This window comes from Treponema brennaborense DSM 12168 (assembly GCF_000212415.1).
GTDB lineage: Bacteria > Spirochaetota > Spirochaetia > Treponematales > Treponemataceae > Treponema_F > Treponema_F brennaborense.
Genome location: NC_015500.1, coordinates 1,564,204 through 1,582,891 on the forward strand (window position 1 = coordinate 1,564,204; position 18,688 = coordinate 1,582,891).

At 42.4% G+C, this 18,688-nt stretch carries 13 protein-coding genes; all 13 read left to right on the forward strand.

Translation table 11 applies throughout. From position 1 onward, the window contains the following. Positions 1-13 precede the first annotated feature (13 nt). Entirely contained in the window at positions 14-634 is a 621-nt protein-coding gene (locus TREBR_RS06780) for a tetratricopeptide repeat protein (protein WP_013758456.1), read from the forward strand. Beyond that, positions 628-1,074, forward strand: coding sequence for a hypothetical protein (locus TREBR_RS06785; RefSeq protein ID WP_013758457.1), 447 nt, complete (start codon positions 628-630; stop codon positions 1,072-1,074). The genes TREBR_RS06780 and TREBR_RS06785 overlap by 7 nt, the downstream gene beginning before the upstream one ends. A 4-nt stretch (positions 1,075-1,078) precedes the next feature. Beyond that, positions 1,079-3,184: a clostripain-related cysteine peptidase gene (locus TREBR_RS06790; protein ID WP_013758458.1), complete on the forward strand. Its 2,106-nt coding sequence runs from the start codon at positions 1,079-1,081 to the stop codon at positions 3,182-3,184. Between the two features lie 15 nt (positions 3,185-3,199). Next, positions 3,200-9,481, forward strand: a complete 6,282-nt coding sequence (locus tag TREBR_RS06800; protein WP_013758459.1) for an RHS repeat-associated core domain-containing protein — start codon at positions 3,200-3,202, stop codon at positions 9,479-9,481. A gap of 10 nt (positions 9,482-9,491) precedes the next feature. Continuing rightward, complete coding sequence (locus TREBR_RS06805) at positions 9,492-10,901, forward strand: NADase-type glycan-binding domain-containing protein (protein WP_013758460.1); 1,410 nt, start codon at positions 9,492-9,494, stop codon at positions 10,899-10,901. After that, the gene (locus TREBR_RS06810; RefSeq protein WP_013758461.1) at positions 10,901-11,428 is read left to right on the forward strand and encodes an RHS repeat-associated core domain-containing protein; all 528 of its coding nucleotides are present in this window, start codon (positions 10,901-10,903) and stop codon (positions 11,426-11,428) included. The genes TREBR_RS06805 and TREBR_RS06810 overlap by 1 nt, the downstream gene beginning before the upstream one ends. Positions 11,429-11,472: 44 nt before the next feature. Continuing rightward, positions 11,473-11,964 carry a hypothetical protein gene (locus TREBR_RS06815; protein ID WP_013758462.1) on the forward strand — a complete coding sequence of 164 codons (492 nt, stop codon included), beginning with the start codon at positions 11,473-11,475 and terminating at the stop codon, positions 11,962-11,964. Positions 11,965-12,060: 96 nt separating this feature from the next. Further along, entirely contained in the window at positions 12,061-12,504 is a 444-nt protein-coding gene (locus TREBR_RS14290) for an RHS repeat domain-containing protein (protein ID WP_156786622.1), read from the forward strand. 351 nt (positions 12,505-12,855) lie between these two features. Then, on the forward strand, positions 12,856-13,560 hold the full coding sequence (locus tag TREBR_RS14100; RefSeq protein WP_169310627.1) for an RHS repeat-associated core domain-containing protein: 705 nt from the start codon (positions 12,856-12,858) through the stop codon (positions 13,558-13,560). 81 nt (positions 13,561-13,641) lie between these two features. Then, positions 13,642-14,883 (forward strand): IS256 family transposase, encoded by a 1,242-nt coding sequence (locus TREBR_RS06820; RefSeq protein WP_013758161.1) that lies wholly within the window; start codon positions 13,642-13,644, stop codon positions 14,881-14,883. A gap of 199 nt (positions 14,884-15,082) precedes the next feature. After that, on the forward strand, positions 15,083-15,844 hold the full coding sequence (locus TREBR_RS06825) for an RHS repeat-associated core domain-containing protein (RefSeq protein ID WP_281054880.1): 762 nt from the start codon (positions 15,083-15,085) through the stop codon (positions 15,842-15,844). 15 nt (positions 15,845-15,859) lie between these two features. Next, positions 15,860-16,519, forward strand: a complete 660-nt coding sequence (locus TREBR_RS06830) for a hypothetical protein (RefSeq protein WP_013758464.1) — start codon at positions 15,860-15,862, stop codon at positions 16,517-16,519. Positions 16,520-17,369: 850 nt separating this feature from the next. Continuing rightward, on the forward strand, positions 17,370-18,611 hold the full coding sequence (locus tag TREBR_RS06840; protein ID WP_013758161.1) for an IS256 family transposase: 1,242 nt from the start codon (positions 17,370-17,372) through the stop codon (positions 18,609-18,611). The last annotated feature ends 77 nt before the right edge of the window (positions 18,612-18,688 follow it).

Genomic DNA, 18,688 nt, shown 5'->3' on the forward strand with positions numbered 1-18,688 from the left:
AGAGAGCACTGAAATGAAACGTATCTGCACGGTATTCGTACTTATCACATTGCTGACCGGCTGCGCGACGACGAACGGACGCAAAAGCAAACTGGATATGCACGGAATGATATACGATTGGGACAACAGACCGGTCGGCAATTATCTGATCCGATTGGACAACGGAGCGGAAGCGCTCTCCGATATAAGCGGCCGATTTGCACTTTCAAACATCAAGCGCGGAACGTACGCGATCACCGGAAGCGGAACCGGATACGAACGGTTTTCCGACACGGTGGATATAACCGATTCCCGCCAGATTCTCTATATCAGAATCGCGACGATCGGCCAATTGCTCGACGCCGTTCACACCGAAATCAGGGAATTGAAAACGCAGGATGCGGAACGGCATATCGCGACGCTGCTCCAAACCGACCCCGGGAATACGGACGCACTGTATTATCAGGCCATCATTCATTACCGTAACCGCCGCTTTCGGGAAAGCGTCAATTTATTGGAAACTATCGAGCAATCCGGCGACACGGATCCGGCCGTATATAGACTTATTGCCGACTGCTGGAAAAACATCGGTAATCGGGAAAAAGAATCGGTATATGAACGCATTGCCGAAACGACGGGAGGCGATTCATGGTAAAACCGTACGTAAAATACGGAGTTCCGGTATTTTTAATCATATTGATTGCCGCAGGCTGCAAAATGGACGCATCCGCACCGTACGTTATCTCGAAACCCGTCTGCAAAATAGGCGCACAGGACGGAATATGCCGATTTGCCGGCGTTTTCTTTGACTTTTACAACGCGTCGGCAAAAACGGTTTCGGCAATCGAAATACACTGCATGATATACGCCGACTCGGGCGGAAAAAATCCGTTCATCGGCTCCAACAGCATCCGTTCCCGATTTGAACGGCCGATTGCGCCTCAGGAACTGAAAAATTTATGCGCCGTGCTCGACGCGTACATCACCGTCATACCGGAAAAACCGTACATCGTCGATCAGTTTTTCATAGCGAAGATAGAATATACCGACGGCAGCACGTGGACGGATACGTTCGGCATATACGAGGGAGAGTAAAAATATGAAATCTGTGACGGAAAAAATTATTACGTTGGCGATTCTCGTATCGTTTTCGGCATGTGCGAACGATACCATTTCAAAAATCGTCGAAATCCCGCAAACGGTACCGCTCACGTATACAATCGGAATCACCACCCACGCCCTCGGATCAGTCGTTCTCCAACCGCAAAAAGAGACATACGCAGCCGGAGAAACCGTCTTGCTTACCGCCAAACCCGCAGCCGGCGCCCGATTCACCGGCTGGAAAGGATATAAAGAAACAACCGAAAATCCGCTCGTGCTGAAAATCACAGAAAACGTTACCCTCGTACCGCTGTTTGAAGCGGAAAAAACGTATACGCTTGCATTGAACCAGGACCCGGGCGGCAAAATTATCAGATCGAATGATAAAACCGTTTTTTTGCCGGACGAAAAATGCAGCCTTGAAGCGATTCCTTTGGACGGCTATACGTTTGCCGGCTGGGACGGAGACGTGAAAAGTGCGGACCCTCGGATATTCATTACGTTTACGCAAAACATGCAATTATACGCTTCATTCCAAAAAATTCCCACTGAAATAACGTATACGCTCTCAGCATCCGCAGACAGCGGCGGAACGATACGGACAACTCCGAAGAAAACGACGTATTACAGCGACGAATACGTTACCTTGCAAGCGCAGCCGGATTCGGGATATCAATTTTACGAATGGAACGGCGACGTTCCGGCCGAACTGAAAAATACTGCGGAAATAACGATTCAAATGACCAAAAACATGAATTTGTCAGCCCGATTCATAAAACGGAACTGGACGACCGTCATTTACATGGCGGCGGATAACGACCTTGAAAGCGCGGCGATACAGGATATGAACGAATTGGAAGGAATCGATTTTACCGGCAGCAGCCACACCGTGCTGGTGCTGCTCGATCGGGCCGTCGGGTACGACGGAACGAACGGAGACTGGAGCGACACCCGATTATACGAAATAAAACGCGACCCTGCCGGAATAAACGGAACTATCATATCTCAAAGAATCGCCTGCCCGCAGCTCGATTTATACACCGATCGGAACACGGAATTGGACATGGCCGACCCGAACACATTGCGCTCGCTGCTCTCGTTCGTAACCGCCTCGTACAGCGCAGATCAATACGCCCTCATCATTTGGGGCCACGGCACCGGCTGGAGAAGCGCGAGTTTGGAAAGCGAACGCAGTGAGGATTCCAAACTCGGTAAGCAAGACGGCGAAAGCCAGATTGCGGCGGGTCACGGAACCGGCTGGAGAAGCGACAACGCGAATCCTGCAGGGAGGTCCCCCATGAAAGCAGTCGCCGTAGACGACTATTCAAACAGCTACATGAGCTTACCTCAGCTGAAAAGCGCCCTCGACGGCACGAAGATAGACCTCATCGGATTCGACACCTGCTTCGGCGCCCTCATCGAATGCGTATACGAACTGAAAGACAGCACTACCTGGTTCGTCGGCTCGGAAGGAGTCACCCCGTCCACAGGCTGGGACTATGAAAAACTGTTCACCCGATTTTTTACCACGGACAAAAGCGCGGAATCCTTTGCCGACAGCATTATAGACCAATTCGCCGCCCAATACGGAGGAGTGGAAAAAGCGACGATATCGAAAATAAAAGCGGCGAACGCCGGAACACTGAAAAACGCACTCGACGAGTTTGCACTCGCTTTGAGTGCAACGATAACGGACAGCGCGAGCAGACAAACCGTATTCCGTACGGTATTTAACGACACCGAATCGTATTCGTACACGCAATACCCGTGCGACCGATACGTAGACGTGTACGCGCTCGCCTCCCATTACAAAACCGACGGCACTGCAAGAGTTGCCAACGCCGCATCGTCGTTGGCAGCGGAGGTTTCGAACACGGTAACGCGCAGCTGGAGCGCATCGGGCTCACCGGACGTAAAACTGGGCGTACATCTGATACCGCTGACCGCGCGCGACGTTGCAGCCGCCCGACACGCCGAAGCATACATACAAGGAAGCGGCGCACAATGGCAAAGTGCGTTCGTCAAGGAAAGCACCGGCTGGGTACCGACGGCAGCAGGTACAGGTTTGAGTCTTTTAGACGTATTGTTTTATAAAACGTTTTAACCAAGGAGAGAGAAGATGAAAATGAAAAAGTTTTTGGCAGTAGTTGCAGTAATCATGATCGGATTACAATGCATACCGGTATCGGCTGGAGGACAAAATTCTGACGGTACGTATGATTATTCAGGCGCCGGAAATCCACATGCTAATGATAAACCACCCTCCGGCGGTTCAGGTAGTTCCGGCGGTTCAGGCGGTTCCGAAAACGGTCAGGGCAGTGGAGATTCCGGCGGCTCAGGTGGTTCCGAAAACGGTCAGGGCAGCGGAGATTCCGGCGGTTCAGGCGGTTCCGAAAACGGTCAGGGTAGCGGAGATTCCGGCGGTTCAGGCGGTTCCGAAAACGGTCAGGGTAGCGGAGATTCCGGCGGTTCGGGATCTTCCGGCGGCTCATCGGAACCACCTACCGGACAACCCGAACTGGCAGACGCTGTCAATGTGGAAACCGGAAATATTCAAGTTGAAATCACGGTTGCAGGACAACCTCCGCAGGATGTTCCTGCAGTTACGGGAAATCCGGTACTTGAAAACCAAGCGGAAAACACGGCAGCAAACGTAATCGGTACACAACAGCAAGAAACTGCCGGCATGATTCAAAACGCAGCGGAGGAATCACAAGTCACTCAAGCTCAGGAAACGGGCGATCCGGTTCTTCTTACCAGCGGACAATACGTTTCATACGAAACAGACGCAACCATAGGCTACGGCGGATTTCCCGTTCTCAGAGGCTACAGGACTCATAATCCGATAACGGGAAGTATCGGAACCGGCTGGATAACGAGCCTTGATACGAGAATTATCAGAGGCTTCGACAGCGGCATTCCTCAAAAAGTTACCTCTTATTATCAGAATGCAGTACTGCCGATGAGAACCTATGTCTCAAATCTGAAAAAGGAATACGTAAGCGGCCACAATTATCCGGCAGAGACCGATTATCATCAAATAGTAACAGACTATAAAAAACTGATCGTTACCTGGGAAGAATTGCTTGTCAGAGCACAAGCAAACACTGCGCAAGCGGCACGGGTTCGTAATATTAACAGCGGAACGAAAGCCGCCGACATATCCGAACGGAGCCTTCTAAACGCACAAAGAATACAAGACTCCGTATCCGAAACCCTTGAACGCTACCGTGCCGAATTATCCCGATGCATGGAACAGGAACAATTGATCGAACAAAAAGAACTCCTGCTTGCCAAAACGGAAGAAACCTACGCTCAGTTTCTCAAAGAACAGGAAAAAATGAACGCCGTTCAGGAACGCAATCAATTTGTCAATTACGAGGGTACCCCGCAATGGTATCGTGAAACGGGATTCGACACACTCAATCTGATAGACACCAAAGGCATTATCCGTTTATATAAACCGACTGATGAAAATAAAACGGAATGGCGGCAGGTGAATACGGTTGAATCTCAGAAACAACAGATTGCAGCGAACGGGAACGGATTTACGCTCTCACACGTAAACGGAACGAACACCTATTACAACGAATGGGGTTTATATATCGGTGAAACCGACCGAAACGGCAACAGTATCACCGTCAACCGTACGGAAAACGGAACAATAACCGACATAACGACGAGCAGCGGAGAACGGTACACCGTTACGTATACGGGAAACCGCATTTCATCAATAACGAACGGACGCGATCCGTCTGAAAGAGTCACCTATACCTATGCGGGAAATAAACTGACCTCCGTTACGGACGTCGATAAAGACACGGTACACTATGAATACGAAGAAAACCGTTTGACCAAACTGCTCAAAAGCGACGGTAGTTATGTCAGCTTTACCTACGGTATGCAGGACGCACAGGGAAACTACCTGACGACAAAAACGACCAATGAAGAAGGCTTCAGCGAACGATTCGACTACGACCCGGTAAACCGCATCACCACCTATACGACCCATTCAGGCGTGCAGACGACGTACCGCTATGATGAACAGCACCGTACGACAGAAGAAGTACACGCGGACGGTAGCGTTACACAGTATGAATATGACAATCTTGGAAATCTTATTAGTCAAATACTAAACGGTGACCGGACAACGTACACATATGACTCAAAAGGTAACCGATTAAGCGCCGCCTACAGCGACGGAAGCAGTGAAACATGGACATACAACCGCTTTTCACTTCCGATTTCCCATACCGACCGTGACGGAATCGTTGAAACGTATCAGCGAGATGTAAAAGGCAATTTAACGGCGTATTACAAAGGCGGAAAACTGGTACGAAGTGCCCAATATAATGACAAAGGACTTGTAACAGCAATAACCCAATACGGCGGAACAACCGTACGAACAGAATATGAGTACGACTCGTATGGAAATACAGTCAAGAAGACAACAGGCACAAAAATAGAAAGCTGGACATATGACGAGCGGAACCGGGTGCTGTCGTATGCCATAAACGGAAATACCGCAGCCGTCTATGAGTATACGGCAAAAACCGTAACCGAAGTGCGCAGTAACGGGCTGAAAACCGTCTACACCTACAACGGGCGTAAGGATTTGGTATCAATAGAACAGATAGACACGGTAACCGGCGAGACGCGCGTGACAAAATATACCTATGACAGGCGGCACTTACCGGTTTCTTCTTCAAGCGGAGACGGAAACACCCTGACGGAAACCGCCCGATACCTGTATAAACCGGCAGGAGAGGCGGAAGCAGACATTTACAGCAGCAATAATGAAAGCTGGATAACCCTGTACACCTATCAAAACGGACAAAGGCACACTATAGAGCGGTTTAAGGTTGCAGGTAATTTACCTAAGACTATAACAGCGAAAGAACTATTTGCATTAAAACAAACTGTCTCAAATGTCTTTGTACAAACGTATGACATTACACAAACGGTTAACGGTAAAATAGCAAAAGTAACAAATACTTTGGGACAAATCACCCAGTATAAATATGATAACTGGAATCACGTTATAAGCATAACGAATACATTAGGTGAAACGAGTACGAGAAGTATATCATCAGGAGGAAGACTCATAAATGAACAAGGCTCTCACGGCGGCGTATACACGTATGAGTATGACTTACAAGGAAACCTCACTTCCACAGGAGAAGCTAATTCTGACACCGTAAAAGCCGAATACAATGCAGACGGCTCAATAAGACGAGTAACAAACAGACTTGGAGAAGTAACAGAGTATTCTTACAACAACAGAGGATTAGTAGAATCTGTAAAGACAGGAACAAAAACAGATTGGTATACATATGACAATGAAGACAGAGTTTTGTCCGTTGTAACCGGAGACACACCGAACAAGGGAACTGCTGTTTCATATGTTGATTACACATACAGTGGCGACGGCAGAACTGTAACAATGACAGAAGGTGGTCTATATAAAACAACATATACCATGAACGCCTGGAATGAAGTAACGGAACAACTGAAAGGCGACGGCGATACCGCCTCGCGCCGAACGTATACCTACAACGCACAAGGCAACATTGCATCCTTCAGCGACGGCTACGCAAATAAAACTTCATACGAATACAACGCAATCGGAAAAGTCAGCCGAATCACGTATCCCGACGGAACCGCTCGTACGTATGAATACGACCACTTGGGAAACGTAACGAAGATAACGGACGCAGAAGGCACCGTCTGGAGCGGCACTTATGACAAGCTCGGACGACTTGTAACAGAGACTGGCAGACCGGGAATACACAAACAATACTTTTATGACGCACTTGGACGCATAACAGAAGTCAAAAATGGAGGTGTTACCGTTGAAACCTACTCGTACAACGAACGCGGCCGTACTGTCACCGTTACAGACGGAAACGGAAGCCCATACACATATGCGAAGGATGCGTTCGGCCGGCTCGTGCACGAGACGAACCGCCTCGGCGGCAGCCAGTCTTACAGCTACGACAGCGAAGGAAACCTAGCACGCAAACAAGATTTTACAGGAAACACTACAGAAATTACTTACTCGCAAGGTAGAACTGTAAAGACCGTAACTCATAGTTCTGGTGAAAAAGAAACCTTTACTTATGACATGATTGGCAATATAATAAAAGCGGAAAACACTGCCGGAATTGTAACCTACGAATACGACAAAGGCGGACGCCTCATAAGTCAGTATGACAACGCCAGTGATGAAACAGTTACTTATACATATAATAGCAGTGGAACCCGTAGAAAAATGATCAGTACAACAAGGGAAGTCTCATATAGTTACGGCAAGAACGGTGAAACCCTCACTATCTTTGACAACAAACAGCGGTTATCTGTAAGTTATAAGTACGACACCATGGGAAGAGAAATAGAAAAGCAAAACGGGAACGGAATTACACAATATACAACATATGATCAAGCCGGACGAGTTGTGTTAATAACAGAGAAAAGTTCAGCTCTTACAGGTAGTAGTTCTGGCTCATTAGTTCGCGGCGAAGGATATTTGTATGACTCACTCGGACGACGTTCTGCCACTATAACAGATACCGGAGCTATAACCCGTTATGAGTATAACAATCAAGGTCAACTTTCAGCAGTGTATTATCCTGATACGAAAGAACTTGCCGAAACACAGCGAATAGAGGCGGAGCATAACGGTCTGTTTTACAAGGAAGGCAGTGCCACTGCCGTCAACTCATTTCTTTCCGGAGACGAATACACAACCTTGCAGACACTGCTGAACCGTATGCAGAACACACTGGGAAACAGACTTTCCGTACTACAAACCTTTAGAACAGAAGTATACACTTATGATTCTAAAGGAAATAGAGCGACAAAAACGACTCCCTGTGGTACAATAGATTACAGCTACGACAAAGAGAACCGTTTACTCTCTAGTGGCTGGAACGGACAAGTTGCGGTGACGTACACATACGATGCTAACGGTAACTTATTACAAGAAGACGGCAGACTTACAGTCTCTACCTATAAGTATAACGGACAAAACAGAATGGTGTATTCTAGAGTAATAGATAAACTACAGAAAAGCGCAGTAACAACCCACTATGAATACGATGCCTTTGGTAGAAGAGTTATTGTCCAAGAAGAAGGCAGTGACACCATGAAAACTCTTTACGACGGGTTCACCTTCGAGATAGTTAAAGAAAGCCCAATCTTCGCAAACGGATTATTCACTGACAAGTACAATACCGGCATACAATACAGTACCAGCAACACCGGAAAACCTACTGGAGATAGATATCGTTATATAGAAGATGAAAGTGACGACTCAAGATACCGCTACATAGAGGATTCTGTGTATGAATTACAGACACCACGCTTTACTGGCAACAGAGCGGTTCTTTACGGGAACGGCTCACCGGTAGCAGTAAACAGAGGCAGTTCAAGTAGTAGTTCCTCTTCTAACAGTAATAGCGCAAGTTCCTCTAGTACAAGCTCAGGCGGATATTTTGCACCTACAGGAACAAGGTACACAAACACCTCTTATCTACAAGACAATATTTCATACCTAGGAACAGATATACTAGGAAGTGTGCGTACCGTTACTTCCAGTTATGGAACAGTAGAAAGTGAATCAACCTACGACGTATTTGGAACACCGATTACAGGCACTTACACAGCAGGGATAGATTTCGGATACCTTAGAAAACCCTACGACACCGCAACAGGCTTGTATAACTACGGCTACAGAGATTACTCACCAAATGCTGCAAGGTTCACCACTGTTGACCCGATAAAAGACGGAGCTAACTGGTTTGTGTATGTAAATAACGACCCTGTGAATTATGTGGACTTATGGGGGTTGGCTGATTGTGGCTTGTATAATTCAATGTATTCAGCTTCTACAGGGCATACAGAAGTTACTCTTTCTTATACAAAGAATTCCTATGATGTTATGAATGTTACAACAAGAAAAGTAAACCCTGATGGAACAATAGACTATGCAAATAATGGCATAAAATCAACCAATTATAGAGCTACTAATAATGTTCGTACTCCAGAAGAACGAGGTAGTCCTGTGTCATTCAATTCCTATAACTATTACCCCGTTCAATTTCCGAATGGTACATGGTCAGTTACTCCTAGCGTTGCAGGTACAAATGATGCTGAAGGTCCATTGAAATTGCGTACAAATGCAAATATTCAAGTTCCAGTATTTAATCAAGATGGTAAATTAACAGGAGAATACGTAACTGATACTGGATATAACATCCATAGTGGAAAAGGTGAAACAACAATAGGGTGCATTAAATTATCTGATGCGGATGTTGCAGCAATTGCACAGATTGTGGATTCTGCATTAGTTAGTGGTGGTAGTGCTACAATTAAAGTTTCTAATGGAAAGAAAAATAAATAGGAGTCTATATATGCAAATAAAAAAAGAAATTTTATGTGTTTTACTTCTTGCTTTGACAGCATTTTGTATTGCTGAAGAAAATAGAATAATATCATTTCATTTGTCACCTAAAAATTCAAAACCAATTTCTATTTGTGAATATACATTTGATAATGATGGGTGGATTCAGGAAATAATTACTTATTCTTATCCAGCAACGAAATGGGGAGAAACTGAATTTGATTTTGATCCAAAGAATTTTTATATATGGGATAATTTAAAAGATACATTTCCTCGTAAAACTATTTATAAGTTTATTTATGACAGAGAAAATAGCACAATTACAAAACTAATAACTACTGACAGTGAAACAACTGTTGAACGTGTATTTAATATTAATGGGCCATATGATTATACAGGGGGTACTCAATATTGGGATACAGTTTTTTCTAGTTATTATAAGGAGTACATATTTACTCAGAGACAGTTTTCTAACGGTTATAGTTATATTTGGAATATAGATTTTAAGCCGAATGAGTTCTTGTATTTATATGATCCTGAAACAAATACTGCAAAAAGTAAATTTGAAATAGAATTTGATGGTAAAAAAGTTTATAAAATTATAGAGCCTTCTGTTGATGGAATTGTTCAAGAATCAGTTTATGTTTCAAATACCATTAATTTTTCGTCAGAAGCAGCTTTCTTTAATTCGATTGTATTAAATAGTCGAGACCTATTACCTTTTATAACACAACCAACAATAAAACCAAATAAAATAACATTTACTTCCAAACAAGGTGAAATTATTTGGCAAAAAAATGTTTTATTAAAAAAAAGAAATGATTCAAAACTGATTATAAACGAAGAGTATATTTCAAAAGATGAATATGGAATGACTTATCTGTATGATAATGCTGGAAAAAAGATAGGGATGATGTTGCTATCATCACAATTTATGATGTATTACGACAAGGACTTGAAAAATCCTACCTTTATGGGAACAAGTAATGGTACTTCTGTGTTTTCACCTGAAAATATAAACGCTACATCTCATTTAACAGAAAGAAGTGCAGATTATCTTCCTGAAAATATTGCAACTATCCAACTTGCATTACCATGGGTAGAAAATACAAAAGGAAATGGAATTGGTGAAAGAATAAGTTTTTCAAAAAAAAATGCATCTGGTATGTATTTAATAAATGGTTATATTTCAATGGATCGACCAGATTTGTTTGAAAAAAATTCCCGAATACAACAAGTTATTATTCGAGACACAAAAATGGATTACATTCAATATGAATACATTATCGATACTGCAAAACCACAATACATTGATTTACAGAAGTTTACATCAGATATTGTTGAAATAGAAATTTCAGCCGTTTACCCCGGAACTCTTTATGAGGATACTTGTTTAGCCGGAATTGTTTTAGTCGAATAATGATTAAAATAGACATATGTGTTAAAGGAATCGATTTCGGATACCTTGGAAAACCCTACGACACCGCCACAGGCTTGTATAATTATGGCTACCGTGACTACAGTCCAACAGTTGACTGCGAGTTTTTGCAAAGCAAAATACTCGTTAAGAGAACCGACAGGTTCTCGACGTTTACCACTGTTGACCCAATAAAAGACGGCTCTAACTGGTTTGTGTATGTAAATACGAGTTTTGCGAAGCATAAACTCGGTAAGCAAATCGAAGATTTGCGGCAGGACCCAATTAACTATGTGGACTTATGGGGATTGTGTAAATCTTCGTCGGATGGTTCAAGAAAGTTAACCCCAGAAGAAATTGCATTACATCAAGCAGCAGGAGGTTCTCCTGTAGATTATGATAAAATAGAAGTTGTAGATGAAATGCCAACTGTAGAAGATGTAAGAGATGCAGCCGATAAGGTAGGTGCTTCTTTAGCAGGATTTTCTGATTCTGATATTCAAGATGTTCTAAATAAAATTATTGAATAATGGGTGGAAATTATAAATTCTATGATAGAGGGAGAAAAGTTTATATGAAAAATAAAAAAAAGATGGCAATAATACTACTTTTATTTTTAGTTGTGGAGGCATTTTCTTTTTCAATAAAGAGAGAAACAATCTTTATCGAAAATTTCACACCAAAATCTTTATTCGTATATTATGAATTTTGTGATGAAAAAGCTGAATTAATACAAGAGTTTGAAAATTTTACAAGATGGCATAAAACAATTCAAAATATATTAGTAGATTTACAAATTCCAAAAAAGAAATCAATAGAAATTCTTTCTAATAGATATATTCTATTAATCGAGCATTATCCAATTTTGTATTCTGGAAAGTATTTGGATGTCTTAAATGAGTTATCTGCAATTCCATTTGTGGTGAAAATGAAACAAATTTTTAGGAAATTTGAAATTATTGGAGAAGATGGTGTAATTTTAGTATCATTAGAGAATTTAGAAGATCAAGTGATTGTCTTTAATCCTGATGCATATGAATATACTATTGAAATATATCCATACTGACAAAAACTGGGGAGAAACGGATTGTGCCCCATGCGTTAAGGATTGTAGCAGACAATAGGTTTTCCAAAACCTATTGTTTCAAGGCTAAAGCCTTGAATGAAACTGCGCAGAGCCATAACGCCCATATTAATAACAGAGAAAACTCCATCGTTAACAGGTAATGGTTCTGGTGCATTAGTTCGTGGCGAAGGTTATTTGTATGATTCATTCGGACGGCGTTCAGCAACCATAACAGATACAGGAGCTATTACACGTTATGAATACAACAGTGCCGGACAACTATCAGCAGTGTATTACCCGGACACGCCTGAACTAAAAGCCCTCCACGAAAAAGAGGCAGAACAGAACGGAGTATTCTACCAAGAAAGTCGGGCAGCAGCTGTTAATATGTTCTTAACAGGTGAAGAGTATAACGCATTACAATTGTTACTAAACAACATGCACTATACATTAGGAAACAGACTTTCTGTAGTACAAACCTTTAGAACAGAAGTATATACTTATGACTCTCCAGTCGAGATTTTGTGGAACACAAAATGAGACGAGTTAAATAACTTCCTATATGAGCCAGCCCGAAGGGCTGTTGCTAACGGAAACAGAAAGACAAAAACGACCCCCTGTGGTACAATAGATTACAGTTACGATAAAGAAAACCGGCTTATTTCTAGTGGTTGGAACGGACAAGTTGCGGTGACATATACATATGACGCAAATGGTAACTTGTTAGAAGAGAATGGCAGACTTACAGTCTCGACATATAAGTATAACGGGCAAAACAGAATGGTGTATTCTAGAGTAATAGACAAACTACAGAAAAGCGCAGTAGCCACACGCTATGAATACGACGCATTTGGTCGCCGTGTAATTGTCCAAGAAGAAGGCAGTGACACCATGAAAACTCTTTACGACGGGTTCACCTTCGAGATAGTTAAAGAAAGCCCCATCTTCGCAAACGGATTGTTTACGGATAAGTACAACACCGGCATACAATACAGTACCAGCAACACCGGAAAACCAACTGGAGATAGATATCGTTATATAGAAGACGAGACTGACGACTCAAGATACCGCTACATAGAGGATTCAGTTTATGAACTACAGACACCACGCTTTACTGGCAACAGAGCAGTTCTTTACGGGAACGGCTCGCCAGTAGCCGTAAACAGAGGCAGTTCAAGTAGTAGTTCCTCTTCTAACAGTAATAGCGCAAGTTCCTCTAGTACAAGCTCAGGCGGATTTTATTCACCAACAGAAACACGGTACACAAATACCTCTTACTTACAAGACAATATCTCATACCTTGGAACAGATATTCTAGGAAGTGTGCGTACCGTTACCTCTAGTTATGGAACAGTAGAAAGTGAATCTACTTACGACGTATTTGGAATCCCAATAACTGGAACATACACAACAGGTGTAGACTTTGCCTACCTTGGAAAACCCTATGACACCGCCACTGGCTTATATAACTATGGCTATAGAGATTACTCACCAAGTGCTGCAAGGTTTACAACAGTTGACCCAATAAAAGACGGAGCCAACTGGTTTGTGTATGTAAATAACGACCCAGGAGTTATACTCAAAAGTTGTGGATGAGTTAAATTAAAAATAGAAAAAGAGACTGAGATTTGTTAAAGTTTAATGACCAAACCAAACAAAAACAAAGGACAGTCTCTTATGGAAAATATTTTACAGTGGAATTTGGAAAAAAGCACTACAGCAAGTGCAGATTTTTTTGAAAATCTTGTCCGGGAATCGGCAAGAAAGATGCTCGCGGCGGCATTGGAAAGCGAAGTTGACCAGTTCATCCAGAAACATCAGCATAAGCTGGATGCAGACGGACATAGGACGGTGGTCAGAAACGGCTATATGCCGGAACGTGAAATTCAGGCGACATGCGGAACAATCAAAGTCCGCCAGCCTCGCATTGACGACCGTGCTCTTCCTGGTCCAGAGCGTTTTACAAGTGCGATTCTTCCCAGGTTCATGCGGAAAACACCGACACTTGAGAACGTGATTCCAACGCTGTACCTGAAAGGAATCTCCACAAACAAGTTTCAGGATGCGCTAACGGCGATTTTCGGAGAAGGCGCGAAAGGCTTTTCTCCGGCAACAATAACAAGACTCAAGGAGGTCTGGCGGAAAGAATATAACGAATGGGCACACAGAAGGCTTGACGGAAAAGAATACGTATATGTGTGGGCTGACGGTGTCTACTGCAATGCCCGGCTTGATGACCAGAAACTCTGTCTCCTTGTAATAATTGGAGTTACAGTAGACGGAAAGAAGGAGCTTGTCGCTGTTCATCAGGGAGTGCGTGAAAGTGAGGAATCCTGGCTTGAGGTTCTGCGCGACTTGAAATTCCGCGGACTTACGGCAGCTCCAAAACTTGCAATATGTGACGGAGCGCTTGGATTTCAAAATGCAGTGGATAAAGTCTGGGGTCAGATGAAAATCCAGCGATGCTGGTTTCACAAGACGGGCAATGTGCTGGACAAAATGCCGGACTGCGTTCAGCCGGCGGCTAAAAAGAAACTTCAGGATATTTTTCTTGCAGACACAAAACAGCACGCACAGGATGCCTATCGGCATTTCATTGATACGTATGAGCTGAAATATCCGAAAGCAACGGAGTGCCTTGCAAAAGATTACGATGACCTGTTCAGGTTCTATGATTATCCGGCAGAGCACTGGGTTCATATCAGGACTTCAAACCCGATTGAATCGATGTTCGCAACGGTAAGGCTAAGGCACAGGTCAACTAAAGGAAATGGTTCTGCGGATGCCACGCTCGCAATGGTGTTTAAGCTCTGCAAGGAAGCTGAAAAGAACTGGAGACGGCTCAAAGGTTTTGAAAAGCTCCAGCTGGTCAAAGAAGATAAAACTTTTGTAGATGGAATCTTACAGATTGCAGCCTAAACAAATCCCAGGATTTTTCATCCACAACATTTGACAATTTCTCGCAGTAAACAGAGGCAGTTCAAGTAGTAGCTCCACTTCTAGCAGTAATAGTGGTACAAGTTCTGGCGGATACTTTGCACCTACAGGAACACGGTACACAAACACCTCTTATCTACAAGACAATATTTCATACCTAGGAACAGATATTCTAGGCAGTATACGCTCCGTTACTTCCAGTTATGGAACAGTAGAAAGTGAATCAACCTACGACGTATTTGGAATCCCAATAACTGGAACATACACAACAGGTGTAGACTTTGCCTACCTAGGTAAACCATATGACACCGCCACTGGCTTGTATAACTACGGCTACAGAGACTACAACCCAACAGCAGCTAGATTTACAACTGTAGACCCAATTAAAGACGGAGCTAACTGGTTTGTGTATGTAAATAACGACCCAGTGAATTATGTAGATTTGTGGGGATTAAGTGCTGGAGATGCAAAAAGTGTTTGGGATGGTTTTACAGGAGCAGGAAATCCTTATGCTAATTATGGAGTTTCAACAATTATCGATAGTACTTTGTCCAGCGATATTGCAGAAAAAACGACTAATTACGTAAATGATTTTCGATGTGATATGTATGCATGGAATTCAGCTGTAAGTGATGGTGTAAATCCTAAAGGTCAAAACGGTGAGGATTGGGATATAGATAGAGAGTCAGTTTCAGATATTTATAACAAATTTCCTGTTTTACGATTTGTCGCACCTCAAAATAATACAAAAGGGTTTGCATTCTATTTTAATGATATGAACGACGAACCTGTTCATATAGAATATTACGACAACACAAATGATGTTTCAGAAACATATGTACAATATAAAACTGATGGTAAAAATGCTGTAGAAACTGTAGATAGAAAAATCAATGATGATAGAAATTTATCTGTAGTATATGTTGTAATTTATTCGGAATAAAAAAGGAGTAAAAAAATGAAAAAATATTTAATATTTATATTTATTGCATTATGTCAACTTTTAGTTGCAGAGAATCTTGTCATAATAGATGGAAATGGAAAAGAACGTATACTTGAATTTGAGCAAGATACTTCAATCATCAAGATTAATGGAATTGAAATTATTACAATGCAGGGGCTTGAAAATTTCCCAAATCTTAAAGTTATTGATATAGTTCATTCAAATTTTTATAAAACTGATTTTTCGTTTCTTGAAAATTCACCGACTTTAGAAACTTTCAATGTCTCTTTTGCTAGCTTTTTAGATTATTCATTTTTGGTTAAAGCTGAAAAACTTAAATATATATGCTTGGTTGAAGTTTCAATTAAAAAAAATAATTTATTCCAATATATCGGTGAATGTCTCAATTTAGAGACATTTATCTGTGATGAGATTGTAGTTGATGTATTTCCTAACGATCTTGAAATACCTATAACATTAAAAAATTTTATTTCATATAATGTTGAATTTAATGAATTAATAAAAGAAAATTGTACTAGCGAATTTCTTAATTTGAATACTAAATATTATTTTACAAGTGATATAAATTTTTATTTTAAGCTGAACGGTTCAGTTAACAATATATTGGAATCTATTGAAGTTAGAAAATTACGACAACTTCCTTTTAAAAAGTAATATCCCATACTGACAAAAAACTGGGAAGAAACGGATTTTTCCCCATACGTTAAGGATTGTAGCAGTATAACAGTGTCATAAGTAGGTTACTTATAACACTGTTAATCGAGTTTAAGACTTTCGTCTTAAACATCGCATTAAATCTAAGAAAATAATCTAAAAAGTGAACTTTTTAGATTAAACGGCTTGTTCAAGGCTTTAGCCTTGAATGAAACTGCGGAAAATAACGCCCTTGTTCTTAACACTGAGTAACGCGAGTTTGGAACTGAACGCAGAGAGGCTTCCAAACTCGGTAAGCAAGACAGCGAAGACCGGATTGCGACAAATAGAGCGACAAAAACCACCCCCTGTGGTACAATAGAATACAGCTACGACTCTCCAGTCGGAATTTTTGCGAAGCAAAATCCGACGAGTCCGATAATTTCCACTATGAGCCAGACCGAAGGTCTGACAAAGAAAACCGGCTTATTTCTAGTGGTTGGAACGGACAAGTTGCGGTGACGTACACATACGATGCTAACGGTAACTTATTAAAAGAAGATGGTAGATTAAGTGTCTCTACCTATAGGTATAATGGACAAAACAGAATGGTGTATTCTAGAGTAATAGACAAACTACAGAAAAACGCAGTAACTACTCGCTATGAATACGACTCTCCAGTCGAGATTTTGTGGAACACAAAATCCGACGAGTCCAATAATTTCCACAAGGAAACCTTATTGCAACAGGAGAAGCAAATTCTAGAGTTATACTCAAAAGTTGTGGATGAGTTAAATTAAAAATAGAAAAAGAGACTGAGATTTGTTAAAGTTTAATGACCAAACCAAACAAAAACAAAGGACAGTCTCTTATGGAAAATATTTTACAGTGGAATTTGGAAAAAAGCACTACAGCAAGTGCAGATTTTTTTGAAAATCTTGTCCGGGAATCGGCAAGAAAGATGCTCGCGGCGGCATTGGAAAGCGAAGTTGACCAGTTCATCCAGAAACATCAGCATAAGCTGGATGCAGACGGACATAGGACGGTGGTCAGAAACGGCTATATGCCGGAACGTGAAATTCAGGCGACATGCGGAACAATCAAAGTCCGCCAGCCTCGCATTGACGACCGTGCTCTTCCTGGTCCAGAGCGTTTTACAAGTGCGATTCTTCCCAGGTTCATGCGGAAAACACCGACACTTGAGAACGTGATTCCAACGCTGTACCTGAAAGGAATCTCCACAAACAAGTTTCAGGATGCGCTAACGGCGATTTTCGGAGAAGGCGCGAAAGGCTTTTCTCCGGCAACAATAACAAGACTCAAGGAGGTCTGGCGGAAAGAATATAACGAATGGGCACACAGAAGGCTTGACGGAAAAGAATACGTATATGTGTGGGCTGACGGTGTCTACTGCAATGCCCGGCTTGATGACCAGAAACTCTGTCTCCTTGTAATAATTGGAGTTACAGTAGACGGAAAGAAGGAGCTTGTCGCTGTTCATCAGGGAGTGCGTGAAAGTGAGGAATCCTGGCTTGAGGTTCTGCGCGACTTGAAATTCCGCGGACTTACGGCAGCTCCAAAACTTGCAATATGTGACGGAGCGCTTGGATTTCAAAATGCAGTGGATAAAGTCTGGGGTCAGATGAAAATCCAGCGATGCTGGTTTCACAAGACGGGCAATGTGCTGGACAAAATGCCGGACTGCGTTCAGCCGGCGGCTAAAAAGAAACTTCAGGATATTTTTCTTGCAGACACAAAACAGCACGCACAGGATGCCTATCGGCATTTCATTGATACGTATGAGCTGAAATATCCGAAAGCAACGGAGTGCCTTGCAAAAGATTACGATGACCTGTTCAGGTTCTATGATTATCCGGCAGAGCACTGGGTTCATATCAGGACTTCAAACCCGATTGAATCGATGTTCGCAACGGTAAGGCTAAGGCACAGGTCAACTAAAGGAAATGGTTCTGCGGATGCCACGCTCGCAATGGTGTTTAAGCTCTGCAAGGAAGCTGAAAAGAACTGGAGACGGCTCAAAGGTTTTGAAAAGCTCCAGCTGGTCAAAGAAGATAAAACTTTTGTAGATGGAATCTTACAGATTGCAGCCTAAACAAATCCCAGGATTTTTCATCCACAACATTTGACAATTTCTCTTTCCGGCACAAAGTAATGCGCCTATCCTTTATT

Bases quoted from the DNA above. Each gene is read 5' to 3' on its own strand.
- TREBR_RS06780 (WP_013758456.1), top strand. From the start codon at position 14: ATGAAACGTATCTGCACGGTATTCGTACTTATCACATTGCTGACCGGC.
- TREBR_RS06785 (WP_013758457.1), top strand. From the start codon at position 628: ATGGTAAAACCGTACGTAAAATACGGAGTTCCGGTATTTTTAATCATA.
- TREBR_RS06790 (WP_013758458.1), top strand. From the start codon at position 1,079: ATGAAATCTGTGACGGAAAAAATTATTACGTTGGCGATTCTCGTATCG.
- TREBR_RS06800 (WP_013758459.1), top strand. From the start codon at position 3,200: ATGAAAATGAAAAAGTTTTTGGCAGTAGTTGCAGTAATCATGATCGGA.
- TREBR_RS06805 (WP_013758460.1), top strand. From the start codon at position 9,492: ATGCAAATAAAAAAAGAAATTTTATGTGTTTTACTTCTTGCTTTGACA.
- TREBR_RS06810 (WP_013758461.1), top strand. From the start codon at position 10,901: ATGATTAAAATAGACATATGTGTTAAAGGAATCGATTTCGGATACCTT.
- TREBR_RS06815 (WP_013758462.1), top strand. From the start codon at position 11,473: ATGAAAAATAAAAAAAAGATGGCAATAATACTACTTTTATTTTTAGTT.
- TREBR_RS14290 (WP_156786622.1), top strand. From the start codon at position 12,061: ATGAAACTGCGCAGAGCCATAACGCCCATATTAATAACAGAGAAAACT.
- TREBR_RS14100 (WP_169310627.1), top strand. From the start codon at position 12,856: ATGAAAACTCTTTACGACGGGTTCACCTTCGAGATAGTTAAAGAAAGC.
- TREBR_RS06820 (WP_013758161.1), top strand. From the start codon at position 13,642: ATGGAAAATATTTTACAGTGGAATTTGGAAAAAAGCACTACAGCAAGT.
- TREBR_RS06830 (WP_013758464.1), top strand. From the start codon at position 15,860: ATGAAAAAATATTTAATATTTATATTTATTGCATTATGTCAACTTTTA.
- TREBR_RS06840 (WP_013758161.1), top strand. From the start codon at position 17,370: ATGGAAAATATTTTACAGTGGAATTTGGAAAAAAGCACTACAGCAAGT.